This is a genomic window from Leifsonia sp. 2MCAF36, from assembly GCF_052115525.1.
Classification (GTDB): Bacteria; Actinomycetota; Actinomycetes; order Actinomycetales; family Microbacteriaceae; genus Leifsonia.
In genome coordinates this window covers 682722-700921 of sequence record NZ_JBFRGV010000001.1, presented here as the reverse complement: position 1 = coordinate 700921, position 18200 = coordinate 682722, and the positions used below count along the sequence as shown (strand labels likewise).

Sequence of the window (18200 nt, the reverse complement as noted above, 5' to 3'; positions counted from 1 at the left end):
ATCATCAGTACTTATGTACTGATTAGATCATTGGTCAATCTGCCCATCTTCGACTGCGCTTGTCGCAGCTGGAGCTGGGCCGATCGATTCAAACTCATGTGATTTCAAATTTCTAAGAGCAAACGGTGGATGCCTTGGCATCTGGAGCCGAAGAAGGACGTAGTAATCTGCGATAAGCCTCGGGGAGTTGATAAACGAACTTTGATCCGAGGATTTCCGAATGGGGAAACCCCGCTGGGCCCTTTGGGTGACCCAGTGACTCCCGCCTGAATATATAGGGCGGGTAGAGGGAACGTGGGGAAGTGAAACATCTCAGTACCCACAGGAAGAGAAAGCAAAAGCGATTCCGTTAGTAGTGGCGAGCGAAACCGGAAGAGGCTAAACCGATCATGTGTGATAGCCGGCAGGCGTTGCATGGTCGGGGTTGCGGGACTTTTCAGCAGCTTCTGCCGAACTGCAAGCGTTACAAAGGAATATAGGCGAATGGTATTGAAAGGCCAGTCATAGAGGGTGCCAACCCCGTAGCCGAAATGTTCCAATGGCGCGAAGAGTATCCCAAGTAGCACGGGGCCCGAGAAATCCCGTGTGAATCTGTCAGGACCACCTGATAAGCCTAAATACTCCCAGATGACCGATAGCGGACAAGTACCGTGAGGGAAAGGTGAAAAGTACCCCGGGAGGGGAGTGAAATAGTACCTGAAACCGTTTGCTTACAAACCGTTGGAGCCTCCTTGTAGGGGTGACAGCGTGCCTTTTGAAGAATGAGCCTGCGAGTTAGCGATATGTGGCGAGGTTAACCCGTGAGGGGTAGCCGTAGCGAAAGCGAGTCTGAATAGGGCGATTCAGTCGCATGTCCTAGACCCGAAGCGAAGTGATCTATCCATGGCCAGGTTGAAGCGACGGTAAGACGTCGTGGAGGACCGAACCCACTTAGGTTGAAAACTGAGGGGATGAGCTGTGGATAGGGGTGAAAGGCCAATCAAACTTCGTGATAGCTGGTTCTCTCCGAAATGCATTTAGGTGCAGCGTTGCGTGTTTCTTGCCGGAGGTAGAGCTACTGGATGGCCGATGGGCCCTAAAAGGTTACTGACGTCAGCCAAACTCCGAATGCCGGTAAGTGAGAGCGCAGCAGTGAGACGGTGGGGGATAAGCTTCATCGTCGAGAGGGAAACAACCCAGACCACCAACTAAGGTCCCTAAGCGCGTGCTAAGTGGGAAAGGATGTGGAGTTGCACAGACAACCAGGAGGTTGGCTTAGAAGCAGCCACCCTTGAAAGAGTGCGTAATAGCTCACTGGTCAAGTGATTCCGCGCCGACAATGTAACGGGGCTCAAGCACGCCACCGAAGTTGTGGCATTGACATTATTGGTAGGCCTTCGTGGTCCAGCCGTGTTGATGGGTAGGAGAGCGTCGTGTGGCGAGTGAAGCGGCGGTGTAAACCAGCCGTGGACGCTACACGAGTGAGAATGCAGGCATGAGTAGCGAAAGACGGGTGAGAAACCCGTCCTCCGAAAGACCAAGGGTTCCAGGGCCAGGCTAATCCGCCCTGGGTAAGTCGGGACCTAAGGCGAGGCCGACAGGCGTAGTCGATGGACAACGGGTTGATATTCCCGTACCGGCGAAGAACCGCCCAAGCTAATCCAGTGGTGCTAAGAGTCCTAATCCTGGACACGGATCCCTTCGGGGTGAAGGTCCGGGCCTAACGCTCGACCCCATGCTGGTGCGGCTAGCGTATTAACAGGTGTGACGCAGGAAGGTAGCCCAGCCGGGCGATGGTTGTCCCGGTGTAAGTGTGTAAGCCGAGGGATAGGCAAATCCGTCTCTCATATAGGCCCAGGCACGATGCGTAGTCTTAATTGACGAAATGGGTGATCCTATGCTGCCAAGAAAAGCATCGACGCGAGGTTCAAGCCGCCCGTACCCCAAACCGACTCAGGTGGTCAGGTAGAGAATACTAAGGAGATCGAGAGAATCGTGGTTAAGGAACTCGGCAAAATGCCCCCGTAACTTCGGGAGAAGGGGGGCCTGAGGCGTGAAAGGACTTGCTCCTGGAGCGTTTGAAGGCCGCAGAGACCAGTGGGAAGCGACTGTTTACTAAAAACACAGGTCCGTGCCAAGTCGCAAGACGATGTATACGGACTGACGCCTGCCCGGTGCTGGAAGGTTAAGAGGAAGGGTTAGCTTCGGCGAAGCTCAGAATTTAAGCCCCAGTAAACGGCGGTGGTAACTATAACCATCCTAAGGTAGCGAAATTCCTTGTCGGGTAAGTTCCGACCTGCACGAATGGCGTAACGACTTCCCAGCTGTCTCAACCGCGAACTCGGCGAAATTGCACTACGAGTAAAGATGCTCGTTACGCGCAGCAGGACGGAAAGACCCCGTGACCTTTACTACAGCTTGGTATTGGTGTTCGGTGTGGCTTGTGTAGGATAGGTGGGAGACTTTGAAGCCGGCACGCCAGTGTCGGTGGAGTCAATGTTGAAATACCACTCTGGTCACTCTGGATATCTAACTTAGAACCGTAATCCGGTTCAGGGACAGTGCCTGGTGGGTAGTTTAACTGGGGCGGTTGCCTCCCAAAAAGTAACGGAGGCGCCCAAAGGTTCCCTCAACCTGGTTGGCAATCAGGTGTCGAGTGTAAGTGCACAAGGGAGCTTGACTGTGAGACTGACAAGTCGAGCAGGGACGAAAGTCGGGACTAGTGATCCGGCAGTGGCTTGTGGAAGCGCTGTCGCTCAACGGATAAAAGGTACCTCGGGGATAACAGGCTGATCTTGCCCAAGAGTCCATATCGACGGCRTGGTTTGGCACCTCGATGTCGGCTCRTCGCATCCTGGGGCTGGAGTAGGTCCCAAGGGTTGGGCTGTTCGCCCATTAAAGCGGTACGCGAGCTGGGTTTAGAACGTCGTGAGACAGTTCGGTCCCTATCCGCTGCGCGCGCAGGAAATTTGAGAGGATCTGACCCTAGTACGAGAGGACCGGGTTGGACGAACCTCTGGTGTGTCAGTTGTTCCGCCAGGAGCACCGCTGATTAGCTACGTTCGGGATGGATAACCGCTGAAAGCATCTAAGCGGGAAGCCGGCCTCAAGATGAGATTTCCATGCCTTCGGGCGAGAGGCTCCCAGCTAGACTACTGGGTTGATAGGCCGGATGTGGAAGTGGGGACTAAAGACCCATGGAGCTGACCGGTACTAATAAGCCGATAATTTGATAATCACTACTCTCATACATGTTGTAAGGCTGGTATGAGAGGCCAAGATTGCTTGCGTCCACTATGTGGTTCTCGATGTACGGTCGAGAACTGATTCGAGCTAACGCTCGACGTTCACTTTTGATACATCAATAGTGTTTCGGCGGCCATAGCGAGAGGGAAACGCCCGGTTACATTCCGAACCCGGAAGCTAAGACTCTCTGCGCCGATGGTACTGCAGGGGGGACCCTGTGGGAGAGTAGGACACCGCCGGACTTCTTTGTGAGATGGCCACCCAGTGATGGGTGGCCATTTCGCGTTAACGGGGTCGGTAGCAGCACGAAGCATAGGCTGGGCTCGACCCGCCCATTCGACAGGAGAAGCCGTGAGCGACACACCGGCAGACGAGAACCCTCGCAATGAGCGTTCCGAGCGTCGGCAGCAGCCGGGACGTCCCGCCCGGGCGGGCGACGGCCAGCGCCACCCCCGAAACGACAGCAACGGCGACGGCCGGCCTCGCGCCGGCGGCGCATCCCGTGACCGCTCCAACTCGAGCGGCGGGAGCCAGTGGCGCTCCGGTCGGCCCGGCGGCTCGCGGGACGGCGGCGGCAACGAAGGCGACTCGCGACCGAACCGCACCTCGGGCGGGTATCGCCCGGCGGGTGACGGAAGCCGTGGCTCCGGCACCGATGGCGGGCGTGCGGGCTATCGCGGCGGAGATTCCGACCGGAGCGGCGGTCAGCGCTCTGGAGGTCAGCGCTCCGGTGGTGAGCGCTCGGGCGGCCAGCGCTCGGGCGCATCCCGTACCGGTCAGGGTGATCGTCCGCGCTGGAGCAACCCAACGCGTGATGGGCATTCCGGTGACCGTCAGCAGGGCGGCTACCGCGGCAACTCGGGGGATGGGCGGTCCGGCGACCGTCAGCAGGGCGGCTACGGCCGCGGTGAGCGGAGCAGCTCGCCCGATCGTCGCTCCGGCGACCGCCAGCAGGGCGACCGTCAGCAGCAGGGCGGCTACCGCGGTGCTGAGCGCGATGGGTCTCGCGAGAGGCGCTACGGTGATCGCCCCCAGGGCGGTTATCGTGGCGGAGAGCGCAATGACTCCCGCGACGGCCGGTCCACCGATCGGAACGACGGTGGCTACCGGGGCGGACAGCGCGGAGCGTCTGGATACTCGAATGAGCGCGCCCAGGGCGGCTACCGCGGAGGCGAGCGAAGTGGTTCCCGTGAGGGGCGTTCGGGCGATCGCACCCAAGGCGGCTACCGCGGCGGCGACCGCAGCAACCCTCGCGAGGCGCGAGAGGGGGACCGCCCGCAGGGCGGCTACCGCTCGGGCGAGACTCGCGGACAGTCCGGCGGTCAGCGTCGCGACGGCGGTCAGCGTCGCGATGGTGCTCAGCGCCCGGGGCGCGATGACAAGCTCTGGACGCGAGAGGGCCGGCCGGCCCGCGGCGACAGAGACGCCCGCGACGACAGCCGCCAGCACGACGAAGACGCAGAGCGCGCGCGCGAACTGCAGTCGATCCGTCCGCGGCACGACGACCCGATCATCCCCGACGACATCCAGGCCCGCGACCTTCCCGGTGAGGCGCGCGTCGAATTGAAGACGCTCAGCAAGGACAATGCCGATTGGGTCGCGAAGCACCTGGTCATGGCAGGCAGGCTGATCGAGTCCGATCCGGAGCTCGCGCACCAGCACGCCGTTTCGGCGTCCCGGCGGGCGGGTCGGGTGGCGGTGGTCCGCGAAACGCTAGCGATCACTGCGTACGCGATCGGCGACTTCGCGCTGGCCCTGCGGGAGCTGCGCACGTATCGACGGATCTCCGGGTCCAACGACCAGCTTCCCCTCATGGTGGACAGCGAACGCGGCGTCGGGCGCGCCGACCGCGCGCTCGAGCTCGGACGCTCCGTCGATCGCTCCACGCTGCCCGCGGACGTCCAGGTGTCCCTGGCCATCGCGATGTCCGGCGCGCGCCTCGACCTGCAGCAGCCCGAAGCGGCGCTTGCCGAACTGGAGATCCCCCAGCTGGACCCCGACCGGGCCTTCAGCTACAGCGTCGACCTCTTCCACGCGTACGCCGAGGTCCTGGAAGAGCTCGGGCGCGACGATCAGGCTGCGGAGTGGCGCGAGCGCGCTGCGCGCGCCGAAGCGGCGTTCGACCAGGCGCACGCGGCCGACGAGCTCGAGACGATCGACATCATCGAAGAGGAGATCGAGTTCGAGACGATCGACATCGTCGAAGAGGACATCTCGGTGGATGGCGAGGACGACGGAGAGGACAAGCCCGACGATGGCGCTGTTTCGACGGAGCAGTGACGGGCCGGCGCCGCTCGACGGTGTCGACCTGGTGCTGGCCGATCTCGACGGCGTGGTCTACACGGGCCCGGACGCCATCCCGCACGCCGTCGGCAGCCTGAACTCGATTGCAGAAACCACCAGGGTCGGTTACATCACCAACAACGCCTCCCGAACGGATGCGACCGTCGCCGATCACCTCAGCGAGCTGGGTCTCCGGGTGCAGCCGTCGGATGTCGTGACGTCACCTCAGGCCGCGGTTCGGCTGCTCGCGCAGCACGTCCCTCCGGGCGCGAGCATCCTGGTCATCGGTGGCGATGGGCTGGTCGACGAGGTGCAGAAGGCCGGGTTCACCGTGACGCGCTCGGCGGAGGACGGACCAGCCGCGGTCATTCAGGGGTTCTCACCGGAGATCGGCTGGGCGGACCTCGCCGAAGCATCCTTCGCGCTGCAGGGCCGCACGGACGCCGAACGGCCCTGGATCGCAACGAACACGGATTGGACGATTCCCGTTGCGCGAGGCATCGCTCCGGGAAACGGCACTCTGGTGTCGGCGGTGCATACGGCGGTCGGCCGACTCCCTCTGGTCGCGGGCAAGCCCGAGCGGGCGATCTTCGACGAGGCGGTGGCCAGGTTCGGTGCGCAGAAGCCGCTCTTCATCGGCGACCGGCTGGATACGGACATCCTCGGAGCCAACCGCGCCGGGATCGCGTCCGTGCTGGTTCTCACCGGCGTCGACCGGGGCAAGCAACTGCTCGCGGCGGATGCGGAGTCGCGGCCGACGTTCATCCTCAGCGACCTGCGTGGACTGAACGAGCCGTATCCCGAGGTGCGCACCGGCCGGAACGGGTCGGTCAGTGTCCGGGATGCCACCGTCGCGATCGATGGGAACGACGTCCGGATCGTGTCCGAGGGTTCCGACCAGGTCGACCTGCTGCGCGCCGCATGTGCCGCCATCTGGAATTCGGGCCGGGCGATCTACGGCCTCGAGGTTCCGGAACGCCTCTACAGCTGAGGCCAGCGCGAGCTGCCGATCAGAGCGCGACCGCGTGCTCCAGGATGCGGTGGCACCGCCTGACCCGATCGAGCCACCACCGGGTACGCTCGGCGTCGGCCTGGAGCGCGTCGAGCCGGCCGGTCGAGACGGTCGGGCGCACGACCGGGATACTGCCGTCCTGGGGCCGGAGCGGCTCGTCGGCCACGTCCTCCACGAACATGGCCACCGTTCCGAGTCCGCAGTCGAACTCCAGCTCGGGGAGGGCAGCCGCAAGGTACGCGCCCATGGCGATGCCGACCGACGTGTCGATGGCGCTGGAGACGACGGCGGGAAGTCCGGACTCGGCGACGATGCGCTGAGCGGAGTGCACGCCTCCCAGCGGCTGGGCTTTCACCACGAGGAGATCCGCGGCGCCCGACCGCGCGACGGCCAACGGGTCGGCGGCTTTGCGCACGCTCTCGTCCGCCGCGATCGGGATGCCCATGTAATGGATGCGGCGCCGCAACTCGGCCAGCTCCTCGACCGTCGCGCAGGGCTGCTCCACATACTCGAGGTCGAACGGCGCGAGGGCATGGATGGCGTGCTCCGCCTCGTCGACGTTCCAGAGTGCGTTCGCGTCGACGCGTATGCGTCCTTCCGGGCCGAGCGTCTCGCGCACGGCTCGCACCCGGGCGACGTCGTCAGCGAGAGTCTGGCCCGGCTCGGCCACCTTCACCTTCGCGGTGCGGGCGCCGGGATAGCGGGCCAGAATAGAATCCACATCGCTCGCGGCGACCGCGGGCACGGTGGCGTTGACGGGGATGCGGTCGCGCAGAGGCGGCGGAGTGGCGCGCCACCCGAAGTCGATGGCGGCATGCAGCCAGGCGGCGGCTTCGGCGTCGTCGTACTCGACGAACGGCGAGAACTCGGTCCAGCCTTCCGGACCTTCGAACAGGACCGCTTCACGCACCGTGATGCCGCGGAAGCGCGTCGTCAGGGGGAGGGACACAACCCGAGCAGTTGCTAACAGGTCGGCGATTTCCGGCACCATTTCCACAGTCTTGCACGTCCGGACCCGCGCGGAACCGTGAACCGTAGGCTGGACCCATGCAAGCGGACGTCTCAGAACTCTTCGACCACGACGTGTGGCGCGAGGTCGCCGGATTCGGTGGGCTCACCGACATCACCTATCACCACGACGTCGGCGGTCGTATCGCGCGGGTCGCGTTCAACCGGCCCGAGGTACGCAACGCCTTCCGGCCGCACACCGTCGACGAGCTGTATGCGGCGTTGGAAGACGCGCGCACCAACCCGAAGATCGGCGTCGTTCTGCTGACCGGCAATGGCCCGAGCCCGAAAGACGGTGGATGGGCCTTCTGTTCGGGAGGAGATCAGCGCATCCGAGGTCGAGACGGTTACAAGTACGCCGAAGGGGAGACCGCTTCGGGGATCGACGCGGCCCGCGGCGGGCGACTCCACATCCTCGAGGTGCAGCGGCTGATCCGCTTCATGCCGAAGGTGGTCATCGCAGTGGTCCCGGGCTGGGCCGCCGGCGGGGGGCACTCGTTGCACGTCGTCTGCGATCTGACCATCGCGAGCGAAGAGCACGGGCGCTTCAAGCAGACGGATGCGGATGTCGGCTCATTCGACGCCGGTTACGGCTCGGCGTACTTCGCTCGTCAAGTCGGGCAGAAGGTGGGTCGGGAGGTGTTCTTCCTCGCTCGCGAGTACTCGGCGCAGCGAGCATACGAGATGGGAGCGGTCAACGCCGTCGTGCCGCACGCCGAATTGGAGAACGTGGCGCTCGAGTGGGCGAACGAGATTCTCACCAAGTCGCCGACGGCGATCCGGATGCTCAAATTCGCCTTCAACGCGGTCGATGATGGTCTGGTCGGGCAGCAGGTGTTCGCCGGGGAGGCGACGCGGCTCGCGTACGGGACGGACGAGGCGGTCGAGGGCCGCGACGCCTTTCTGCAGAAGCGCGAGCCGGACTGGTCACCGTTCCCCTGGCAGTACTGAGGTGGCGGCACCATGACGAGAAGGTTGCGGGTGGTAGACGCCTCCCGGCCGGAGGAGGTGTTCGCTGCTTTGCGGGACGCGCTCGCCGGCGCGGGCGCGGCGGTGGTGCCGCGGTCGGAAGCGACGGAACCGGAGGAGACTACGCGCTGGCCACACCCCGGAGAGACCGTGGCACAGAACGTCGCGCTCGTCATCGAGACGTCCGGTTCGACGGGTGTGCCGAAACGGGTGGCGCTGTCCGCCGACGCGCTGCTGGCGAGCGCGGCCGCATCCGCAGGGGCACTCGGCGGACAGGGGCGGTGGTTGCTTGCGCTCCCGGCGCACTACGTCGCGGGAGCGCAAGTCCTGGTGCGCTCCCTGGCGGCGGAGACCGAGCCGATCTATTACGGAACGGGGCACTTCGACGCTCGGCGATTCGCCGACCTGGCCGCTGACCTGGGCGACGAGAAGCGCTACACCTCTCTGGTTCCGGTGCAGCTCGGGCGGCTCGTGGAGGCAGCCGAGAACGGTTCGCGGGGCGTCGTCGCTGCCCTGCGCGGATTCGACGGGATCCTCGTCGGAGGTCAAGCACTGAATTCTGAGCTCAGGGAGCGCGCCGAGCGGCTCGGGGCACGGATCATCAGCACCTATGGCTCGAGCGAGACGGCCGGCGGCTGCGTCTACGACGGGCGGCCGATCGGCACCACGGCCGTGCGTGAAACGGGGGGACTCCTGGAGATCGCGGGTCCCGTGCTCGCCGAGGGATACCTCGGAGACCCCGAACGGACGGCAGCGACCTTCCACGAGGAGGGCGGCGCGCGCTGGTACCGCACTGGCGACCTCGGCGAGGTGTCGGTCGATGGACGGGTGACCGTGTTCGGCCGATCGGACAACGTCATCATCTCCGGAGGCGAAAAGGTCCTGCTCGACGCGGTCGAACGAGTCGTTCACGGCATGTCGGGGTTCGCGAACGCCGTCGTCGTCGGCGTGCCGAGTGCGGACTGGGGCCAGGTGCCGGTCGTCGTCACGGAGAGATCGTCGACTACGTCGTTGCAGGATCTACGGCAGGCCGTCGCGGATCGACTCGGGCGGGCAGCGGCACCCGCTCGCATCATCCAACTGGACCCGATACCCCGACTGGCGAGTGGCAAGCCGGACCGGGTCGCACTCGCTGCGGCAGTCCGCGAGCAAGAGGCATAGCCGATGTTGTTACGATTCGCTCTGTGATGAGTGAGAACAAGCCACGGATGCAGCGGATGGCCCCGCCGATGGCGCGCGGACCGCGCGGAGGCCGAAGCGGCCGGCCGGGCGCGGCCGCCGCCGCCGTCAAGCCCGCCACGACTGCCGACTGGATCGCCGGAGCACGACTACGAACGCTCCCTCTGGCGGTCGCTCCCGTGCTCATCGGAGTCGGAGCAGCGAAGGTCGCGGAGGGACCGGGAATCTGGCACCCCGTCCGCTCGCTGCTGTGCCTCGCGGTGGCCGTCCTGCTCCAGATCGCGGTCAACTACGCGAACGACTACTCGGACGGCGTGCGCGGTACGGATCGGTTCCGGGTCGGTCCCGGTCGCTTGACCGGTTCGGGCAAGGCCGCGCCGCGCGCTGTCCTCACGGTGGCGCTGACGTTCTTCGCACTGGCGGCGGTGGCCGGCCTCATCCTCGTCATCCTCACCCAGCACTGGTGGGTGCTGCTGATCGGGGCGGCAGCGATCGCCGCAGCCTGGTTCTACACCGGCGGCAGGCGACCCTACGGCTACTACGGGTTGGGCGAGCTCTTCGTCTTCGTCTTCTTCGGCCTGGTGGCGACGGCGGGCACCACCTACATGCTCGCCGGAACCGTCAACCAGGAGTCCTGGTACGGCGCCGTGATCGCGGGACTCATCGCCTGCGCGGTTCTGATGGTGAACAACATCCGCGACATCGAACCGGACCGGCAGGCTCGGAAGCGTACCCTCGCCGTACTCCTCGGCTGGGTGGCCTCCCGCATCGTCTTCTGCGTGCTGCTGCTGGTGCCGTTCGGCATCCTCGCCGTGCTCGCCGTCTTCTACCCGCTGGCCTGGTTCGGGATGTTCGCCCTGCTCGCGGCGCTCCCGGCATGCGTCATCACGCTGTTCGGGCGGTCACCGCGGGAGCTGGTGACGGCGCTGCAGCTGACCAGCCTGACCGGGCTGCTCGTCGGGATCGCGCTCGGCGCCGCCTACGCGTTCTGATCGCCGCGCTCGCGGTCGACGGCGGCGTCCTCGACATCATCGTCCTCCGACCGTGCAGGCTTGTCGCGGTGACGCACGGCGTACAGGTCTGACGAGACGGCGTTCCTCGGCCGGCTGAGGAAAATGTAGGAGAGGCAGAGCCCGATGAGAGCGGCTGCGATGACGGAGAGCCACCAGATGACGCCCAGCAGAAGCAGGATCACCAGCGGCACCACGAAGACCAGCAGGCGCAGCACGGTGTAGGTAATCCAGGAGGGAATCCGCTTCACCCTCCCAGCTTAGAGACCGTCTCTGAGAGTTACGATTGACGCATGGTCCGCCTTTGGATAGCCCTCGGCGTCGCAGCCTTGGTGTTCTACATCTATTCGGTGGCAGACTGCGCCCTGTTCGACCGATCCCGCGTGCGTGGCCTTCCGAAGCCCGTGTGGCTGCTCATCATCATCCTGTTCCCCATCATCGGCGGGGTCCTCTGGTTCCTCATCGGCCGCGGTCGTCGAAAGGCCGCTCTCGGTCGTCGTGTGACCGCTCCGGACGACGACCCAGAATTCTTGGGCAAGCTCCGGATGGACCACGACCAGGAGGAGCGGATCCGCAAGCTCGAGAAGGAGCTCTCAGAACTCGACGACGGCCCGGACAACGACCAGACCGGCCGCCGGGATGGGTGAGCGCCCGCACACGGGCGACTCCACTGCGGCGGGCATCGCTGCGCCCGTCGACGACCTCCAGACGGTCGACGACCTCCAGACGGTCGACGACCTCCAGACGTTCGACGACCTCCGGACGGGGAACCCGGCGACCGACTTCTCGATAGCGCTGCTGACCGCATTCGTGCGGAACGGTGTGCGAGACCTGGTCGTCAGCCCCGGCTCGCGATCCCAGGCCCTCGCGCTGGTCGCCGCCGAACTGGAGCGCTCCGGGTCCGCCCGGCTCCACGTGCGGATCGATGAGCGCTCCGGCGGCTTCCTCGCCCTGGGGCTCGCCCGCGAGACGGGCGCTCCCGCGGTCGTGATCACCACCAGTGGCACCGCGACCGCCAATCTGCACCCGGCGGTGCTCGAGGCCCACGAGGCCGGCATCCCCCTCATCGTCCTGACGGGCGACCGCCCGGAAGAATTCCGCGGCATCCGCTCGAACCAGACCACGCAGCAGGACGGCCTGTACGCGGCGGCCGTCCGTTGGTCGGTGGACGTCGAAGCCCCGGTCGGGAGTGAGGACGAGACGGAACGCGCGGTGGCGCTCGCCGAGGCGGCTGTGCGCGCGGCGGTCGGTGCGGACACCGCCGACCCGGGGCCTGCGCACCTGAACGTAGCGTTCCGCGAGCCGCTCTCGGCAGCGGTTCCCGCCCTCCCGGAAGCGCTGGTGCCAGAAGCGGTGGTGCCAGAAGAACTGACGGGCCGGCTCCCCGAGACCGCGGGGCCGTCGGCCGTCGGTCGTGACACTGTTGCGATCGCGGGCGGAGTGCGCACGGTCGTCGTCGCCGGAGCGGACGCAGGTCCCATCGCGGAGGAGTTCGCACGCGAAGGTGGTTTCCCTCTGCTCGCCGAAGTGTCGAGCGGCGCCCATTTCGGTCCCAATCTGGTCGTCTCGTACCGCGAACTCCTTCGTGACGAGACCTTCGGGGGCGCGGTCGAACGGGCGGTCGTGTTCGGGCACCCGACCCTCAGCAGAGAGGTGCCGGCACTCCTCACCCGCGACGACGTCGAGGTGATCGTCGTCGCCCCGACGGGTGTTCAGGCTTACAATCCGGGCCGCCGGGCGCAGGTGGTCGGCGGCGTGCAGGCTGACGGGTCGATCGATGTCCGCACGCCGGAGGTCCGAGGCTGGGTCGGGCGCTGGGTGTTCGCCAGCCGCCGCATCGCCGAGCAGGCGGAGCGTGACGCCGGTCCCGCTGCCGTCGCACCCGACGTCGACAAGGCGCGCTCATTCGAGCCGGCGGACGCGTTGGCCTTTGCTACGGCCGAACTTGCGGCCATCCGCGCACCGATCACCCGGGCTTTGCTCGCCGAAGCGGTCTGGCGATACACCTGGCCGCACGACCGGCTCGTCCTCGGTGCGTCCCGACTGATCCGAGAGGTCGACCGCGTCGTGCCGGGCAAGAAGATCTCCGTCCACGCCAATCGCGGCCTCGCGGGCATCGACGGGACGATCGCGACGGCGACCGGGATCGCGCTCGCCAGTCAACGGGCCGCCGAGATCGCCGGAACTCCGAGCGGCGTGACGCGCGTGCTGCTCGGCGACCTGGCTCTCCTCCACGACGTCGGTTCGCTCCTGTTCGGGGTCGGGGAGACGCGTCCCCATCTGCAGGTCATCGTCGGGAACGACGGCGGCGGGACCATCTTCGACGGCCTCGAAGTCGCCGGCACGGCGCCGGAGTCGGCATTCGACCGTGTCTTGTACACACCACAAGCGGCGAATCTTGCGGCCCTCGCGCAGGCATACGGGTGGCACCACGCCATCGCCCGCACCAAGGGCGAGCTCGACCAGGCGCTGTCCGCGCCGCCCGCCGGCCTCAGCGTCCTCGAAGTCCCCCTCACGCGCTGAGAGAGCCTGACGCCGGGAGCCCGTTCTGGTCCAGAATCGTCCTGTGACCGAGACACACGATGACACCGGTACGAACCTGCCCGAACCGATCCGGCGGTTCATCGACGCGACCAATAGTGGCGACTCCGAAGCGTTCGTCAATGCCTTCACGCCCAACGCCTTCCTGAGTGACTGGGGGCGGGAGTTCCATGGCCGCGAGGGGGTTCGACGCTGGGACGGCACGGACAACATCGGAGTCAACGCACACTTCGCCCTGGTCGACGTGAGTGCGGGAACGGATCCGGAGAGCTACGTCGTCACGCTGACGGTGACGGGCGATGGCTACAACGGAACCGGCCCCATGACCTTCACGCTTCGGGATGGCCTGATCGCGAGCCTCCGCATCGGTTGACGTGAGTGTCGCGCTGTGAGATGCAGACGTACATGGCGAACTGACGCTCGATTGCAACGCTGCAATATACTTGATAGGGTCGGCATCACCGCAGCAGAAACGGCTGCGGATCTCGCCAAGAGATCCAGTCAATGAAGATAGGACCAACATGCGATTCCCCCCGCTTCGCCCGCGCGTCAGCGACGCTTCGCACGGTCGTGGTCGCCGTCGCGCTGCTGCCGCTGCTTCCTTCGCCTTCATCGCAGCAGTCACTCTGACTGCATGCAGCAGTGGAGGAACGCCCGCCGCCTCGTCTCCCAGTGCGTCGTCGACCACCGCGGCGGGATGCACGTCCTCGGCGACGCCCCTGACCTTCTGGGGATGGCCGGCCGGTTACGACCTCGCCGTCAAAGAATTCAATAAGTCGCACCCAGATATCTGCGTGAAGCTCGAGAACGCGGGCGCAGCGGGAGCGGAGTACACGAAGCTCAGCGACGCGCTCACAGCGAAGAGCGGAACGCCGGACGTCGCTACGATCGAGTACTTTGAGTTGCCGTCGTTCGAGGTGACGAACAGTCTCGTCGACCTTTCCAAGTACGGTGTCTCATCGGCCAAGGCCAACGAGGCGCCCGTGGCCTGGTCGCAGGTGTCTCAGGGCAAGAAGATCTTTGCAATGCCGGTTGATCTCGGCCCGCTCGCCTTGTATTACAACAGCACCGAGTTCGCATCAAGCGGTGTATCGGTACCCACGACCTGGAGTGACTTCGCGACAGCGGCAGCGACACTCAAGCAGAAGAACCCCTCGGCGGCCATCACGAACTTCGACCCGGAGAGCGCCCAGGATGTTCTGGCGCTCATGCAGCAGTCCAACGCCTTCCCGTTCAGCTACACCGGCGGCGACAAGCTCGGGATCCACTTCACGGGAGCTGCCGAGACAGCGTTCGCGCAGTATTGGCAGAAGCTCATCGATGCCAAGGAGGTGACCACCGCCGGAGACTTCTCGCCCGAGCAGTGGGCAAACCTCGACAGCGGCGCCAACGCAGCCCGGCTGAGCCCGGCATGGGGTCCGGTCGGGATGCAGCTGAGCATCAAGAAGACGATCGGCGACTGGCGCGCCGCGCCGATGCCGCAGGCGGCAGCCGGCGCGAGTCTTTCAGGCAACTGGGGCGGATCAAGCCTTGCCGTGATCAAGGGCACTCCGCACGCCAAGCAGGCTGCGGAGTTCGTGAAGTGGTTCGGCGGCTCGGGTGACGCGTGGAAGATTCTCAGCGGCCCCGTCGCTGGCGCCTTCCCCGCCTACCTCCCCCTTCTCACGTCGCCGGCCTTCCAGGCGACGACGCTTCCGATCTCCGCCTCGTCAACGCCCAACGTCACCTTCGCCGCCGCCGCGCAGAACATGGTCAGCCCGGAGTGGCCCCCGATCATGACGGCCGCCCTCACGCAGTGGACCTCGAGCTTCGCCGGCGTGACGAAGGGAAGTGAGACGCTCTCGCAGGCGTTCGCGTCATTCCAGAAGTCGATCGTGTCATACGCGCGAGCACAGGGCTTCACGGTCACGACGAACTAGCGCAAAGGCACAACCATCACGGTCGATGCCGAGGCCGCCCTTCGATGAGCACCTCGGCATCGACCTCGCGGAAGGAACCCATGTCAGAGCACACGATTCGTGCCACGCGCTCGGCGAGCCCCTCATCGCCGGCGAACGCTGCGTCGAGGCTGACGTCGCCCCGCACCCGACGCCGAACATCGCGAAAGCAGTGGCCCGGCGCCGTGTTCATCGCCCCGCACATGCTGATGCTCGGCCTCTTCATGCTGGTGCCAACTGTTTACGCTGTCTACACGAGCCTGTTCACGAGCCGGCTCGTGGGCGGAACACGCTTCTCCGGGCTGGACAACTATGTCACCGTCCTCCACTCGTCCGCGTTCTGGGAGGGTGTCGGTCGCGTGCTCCTGTTCGGGGTCATCCAGGTTCCGGTCACTATCGGTCTCGCGTTCGCCTTCGCGGCCATCTTCGACGCGGGGATCGTCCCGTTCAGCCGGTTCTTCCGCACCGTCTTCTTTATGCCCTTCGCCGTCCCCGGTGTGGTCGCCTCTGTGATGTGGTCATTTCTGCTCCTGCCCGGCTTCGGCCCCTACGCCAAACTTGCGCAGTCGCTCGGACTGGGAAACATCGATTTCTTCTCCAGCCAGTTGATCCTGCCGACCATCTTGCTCATCGTGATCTGGGGGTGGACGGGCTACAACATGACCATTCTGTTCACCTCGCTCAAGTCCATCCCGAAAGAGGTAACGGAGGCTGCAATCGTCGAGGGCGCGTCTCTGTTGACGATCATCCTCCGTATCAAGTTGCCGATGGTCTTCCCGTCCATCGTGATGCTCGCTTTCCTCAACACGGTCGGAGCGCTTCAGCTGTTCACCGAACCGTCCATCCTGGCGGCCTTCCAGCCGCAGGCCATCTCGTTCGGATTCACTCCGTCGCTGTTCGTCTACAACACGGCGGTCGGCAGCGGCCAGTACAACCTCGGTGCGGCAGCGGCGGTCATCCTCGCGTTGATCATCGGCCTCATATCGGTCGGCGCGTTCGCGCTCCAGCGCCGGAAGGGAGAGGTCAAATGAGTCGCCAGAAAACAGCGCCGGAGCAGGTGCCCGCGCACCTTTACGGGCTGAACCGCTGGACGCGCGGAGTGGTGATCGCATTCGTCTTCCTCTTCGCCGCGTTCATCATCGGCCCGCTCCTCTGGCTGGTCATCAACGCGACCAAGGACCAAGCCAACGTCTACCAGAGCTTCGGCTTCTGGTTCAGCGGTCCGTTCAAGCTCTTCGACAACATCGCAGCACTTGGCCAGGACATCAGCGGCGCCGGCGTATTCGTCGACTGGCTGAAAAACACTCTGCTGTACGCGGTGATCGGCGCGATCGGCGCCACGTTGCTTTCCGCCCTCGCAGGTTACGGATTCTCCCGCTATCGCTTCCGCGGGTCGAACGCGTTGTTCTTCCTAGTCATGGCGACCTTGCTCGTCCCCATCACGTCCATCGCGCTCCCGCTCTTCCTCGTTTATGCGAAGGTCGGGCTGGTGAACTCGATCTGGGGCATGATCCTGCCAAGCATGGTGTCGGTCGTCGGCATCGTGCTCATGCGTACCTTCATCGACGCATCCGTGCCCAACGATCTCATCGAAGCAGCACGACTCGACGGAGCGAGCGAACTTGCCATCTTCATCCGAATCGCTCTGCCTCTCAGTATTCCGGGCCTTCTCACTGTCTTCCTCCTCACCGTCGTCGCCGTGTGGAACAACTACTTCCTGCCCCTGGTCATCTTCAGCAAGAACAGCCTCTACCCGCTTACTGTCGGCCTCTCCTCGCTGTCCCAGGCAGCCGAGACGGGCTCGAAAGCCGACCTCGTCCCCATCCTGATCACCGGCGGCCTCGTTACGGTGCTTCCCCTCATCGTCCTTTTCCTCTGCCTCGAACGGTATTTCCGCGGGGGGATGCTGCAGGGCGCAACCACCGGATGACAATGCGCGCTGGTCGATTATGCATCGCTGCAATATGCTGTGCTCTACCAGACTCCGGAGGTATTGAATGGGTGCCCCGCGCCTGCAGGACGTGGCCGAGCTCGCTGGCGTGTCCATCCGAACGGTCTCCAACGTGGTCAACGGCTACGTCCCGGTCTCGGATGCCAAGCGAGAGCGTGTCGAGGCAGCCGTGGCGGCGCTCGGTTATCGTCCGAATGTCGCCGCCCGTAACCTCAAAGCCGGCCGCAGCGGCCTGATCGCCCTCGTTGTACCGGAACTCGACGTTCCCTACTTCTCAGAGCTGGCCCGGTTCATCGTCACGTTTGGTCGCAATCTCGGATTCACGGTCGTCGTCGACCAGACCGACGGCGACCCCGATCGTGAGAAAGAGTTGATGACCCGCGACGGCCGTGCAGCCATGTTCGACGGCATCATCCTGAGTCCGCTTGCACTGTCGCAGGCGGATCTCGACCAACGTGAAGCGGCTGCACCGCTGGTTCTCCTCGGTGAACGGATCGCCGACGGGAACAACGACCACGTCACGATCGACAACGTGGCCGCAGCGCAGGAAGCGACCGGGCACTTGATCGATCTCGGCCGTCAGCGGATCGCCGCCATCGGTGATCAGCCGTACGAGACAGGCGAAACGGCTCAGCAACGCACGCGCGGCTACGAGCTCGCTCACGCGGCGCGCGGTCGCGCTGTCGACCGGTCGCTCATCGTTCCGACACGCCGCTTTCACTTCTCCGATGGTTCCAGTGCAATGACCGCGCTCCTGGAACGCCCCGGTCCTCCACCGGATGCAGTCTTCTGCTACAACGATCTGCTCGCGATCGGCGCTATCCGCACATTGCTGGCGGCCGGCCTGCGGGTGCCGGAGGACGTCGCCGTGGTCGGATTCGACGACATCGAGGCCGGCCGGTATCACACGCCGTCGCTCACCACGATCTCGCCGGACAAACCGGAGATTGCCAGGCTCGCGCTTGAGCGGCTGGTTGCCAGGCTCGGCGACCAGGCGCGGGAGCCTGCCGAAGAGCTCCGCGCCCCGCACCGACTGATCGTGCGAGAGAGCACCGTCGGCCGGCCTCTGTGATTGTCAGTACCCG

Annotated in this window: 15 protein-coding genes and 2 rRNA genes; 14 read left to right on the top strand and 3 right to left on the bottom strand. The window is 65.0% G+C overall.

From position 1 onward, the window contains the following. Nucleotides 1-102: 102 nt before the first annotated feature. From AB4079_RS03330 to AB4079_RS03315, 4 genes are all read left to right on the top strand, one after another. Nucleotides 103-3216, top strand: a 23S ribosomal RNA gene (locus tag AB4079_RS03330). Nucleotides 3217-3350: 134 nt separating this feature from the next. After that, nucleotides 3351-3467 (top strand): 5S ribosomal RNA (gene rrf, locus AB4079_RS03325). A gap of 109 nt (nt 3468-3576) precedes the next feature. Next, nucleotides 3577-5505 carry a hypothetical protein gene (locus AB4079_RS03320; protein ID WP_441785851.1) on the top strand — a complete coding sequence of 643 codons (1929 nt, stop codon included), beginning with the start codon at nt 3577-3579 and terminating at the stop codon, nt 5503-5505. Next, on the top strand, nt 5480-6499 hold the full coding sequence (locus AB4079_RS03315) for an HAD-IIA family hydrolase (protein WP_441785850.1): 1020 nt from the start codon (nt 5480-5482) through the stop codon (nt 6497-6499). Before AB4079_RS03320 ends, AB4079_RS03315 begins: the two co-directional genes overlap by 26 nt. Before the next feature lie 19 nt (nt 6500-6518). On the opposite strand, the gene AB4079_RS03310 is transcribed toward AB4079_RS03315, so the two are convergent. Then, entirely contained in the window at nt 6519-7511 is a 993-nt protein-coding gene (locus AB4079_RS03310) for an o-succinylbenzoate synthase (RefSeq protein ID WP_441785849.1), read from the bottom strand. Nucleotides 7512-7567: 56 nt separating this feature from the next. Here AB4079_RS03310 and AB4079_RS03305 point away from each other — a divergent pair, with 56 nt between their 5' ends. From AB4079_RS03305 to AB4079_RS03295, 3 genes are read left to right on the top strand one after another with little or no spacing between them, the layout of a single operon-like run. Further along, nucleotides 7568-8479, top strand: a complete 912-nt coding sequence (locus AB4079_RS03305; protein ID WP_441785848.1) for a 1,4-dihydroxy-2-naphthoyl-CoA synthase — start codon at nt 7568-7570, stop codon at nt 8477-8479. 12 nt (nt 8480-8491) lie between these two features. Further along, nucleotides 8492-9658, top strand: coding sequence for an AMP-binding protein (locus AB4079_RS03300; RefSeq protein ID WP_441785847.1), 1167 nt, complete (start codon nt 8492-8494; stop codon nt 9656-9658). A gap of 26 nt (nt 9659-9684) precedes the next feature. Next, nucleotides 9685-10668, top strand: a complete 984-nt coding sequence (locus tag AB4079_RS03295) for a 1,4-dihydroxy-2-naphthoate polyprenyltransferase (protein WP_441785846.1) — start codon at nt 9685-9687, stop codon at nt 10666-10668. On the opposite strand, the gene AB4079_RS03290 is transcribed toward AB4079_RS03295, so the two are convergent. Continuing rightward, nucleotides 10656-10937 carry a DUF4229 domain-containing protein gene (locus AB4079_RS03290; protein WP_441785845.1) on the bottom strand — a complete coding sequence of 94 codons (282 nt, stop codon included), beginning with the start codon at nt 10935-10937 and terminating at the stop codon, nt 10656-10658. The two genes, AB4079_RS03295 and AB4079_RS03290, sit on opposite strands and share 13 nt — an antisense overlap. A gap of 42 nt (nt 10938-10979) precedes the next feature. Between AB4079_RS03290 and AB4079_RS03285 the strand changes: the two genes are divergently transcribed. The 4 genes from AB4079_RS03285 to AB4079_RS03270 all read left to right on the top strand — a co-directional run bounded on the left by AB4079_RS03285 (nt 10980) and on the right by AB4079_RS03270 (nt 15146). Continuing rightward, nucleotides 10980-11333, top strand: coding sequence for a PLDc N-terminal domain-containing protein (locus AB4079_RS03285; protein ID WP_441785844.1), 354 nt, complete (start codon nt 10980-10982; stop codon nt 11331-11333). Then, nucleotides 11326-13209 carry a 2-succinyl-5-enolpyruvyl-6-hydroxy-3-cyclohexene-1-carboxylic-acid synthase gene (menD, locus tag AB4079_RS03280; RefSeq protein WP_441785843.1) on the top strand — a complete coding sequence of 628 codons (1884 nt, stop codon included), beginning with the start codon at nt 11326-11328 and terminating at the stop codon, nt 13207-13209. Before AB4079_RS03285 ends, menD begins: the two co-directional genes overlap by 8 nt. Nucleotides 13210-13252: 43 nt before the next feature. Next, complete coding sequence (locus AB4079_RS03275; protein ID WP_441785842.1) at nt 13253-13600, top strand: nuclear transport factor 2 family protein; 348 nt, start codon at nt 13253-13255, stop codon at nt 13598-13600. A 148-nt stretch (nt 13601-13748) separates the two neighbouring features. Next, nucleotides 13749-15146, top strand: coding sequence for an extracellular solute-binding protein (locus AB4079_RS03270; RefSeq protein WP_441785841.1), 1398 nt, complete (start codon nt 13749-13751; stop codon nt 15144-15146). 16 nt (nt 15147-15162) lie between these two features. Here the strand turns inward: AB4079_RS03270 and AB4079_RS03265 are convergent, their stop codons facing one another. Continuing rightward, the gene (locus AB4079_RS03265) at nt 15163-15357 is read right to left on the bottom strand and encodes a hypothetical protein (protein ID WP_441785840.1); all 195 of its coding nucleotides are present in this window, start codon (nt 15355-15357) and stop codon (nt 15163-15165) included. On the opposite strand from AB4079_RS03265, the gene AB4079_RS03260 reads away from it, so the two are divergent. From AB4079_RS03260 to AB4079_RS03250, 3 genes are all read left to right on the top strand, one after another. After that, a complete protein-coding gene (locus tag AB4079_RS03260) occupies nt 15350-16195 on the top strand; it encodes a carbohydrate ABC transporter permease (RefSeq protein WP_441785839.1) in 846 nt (281 codons plus the stop codon). The two genes, AB4079_RS03265 and AB4079_RS03260, sit on opposite strands and share 8 nt — an antisense overlap. Continuing rightward, nucleotides 16192-17094 carry a carbohydrate ABC transporter permease gene (locus AB4079_RS03255; RefSeq protein WP_441785838.1) on the top strand — a complete coding sequence of 301 codons (903 nt, stop codon included), beginning with the start codon at nt 16192-16194 and terminating at the stop codon, nt 17092-17094. The genes AB4079_RS03260 and AB4079_RS03255 overlap by 4 nt, the downstream gene beginning before the upstream one ends. A gap of 91 nt (nt 17095-17185) precedes the next feature. Then, nucleotides 17186-18187, top strand: a complete 1002-nt coding sequence (locus AB4079_RS03250) for a LacI family DNA-binding transcriptional regulator (RefSeq protein WP_441785837.1) — start codon at nt 17186-17188, stop codon at nt 18185-18187. The last annotated feature ends 13 nt before the right edge of the window (nt 18188-18200 follow it).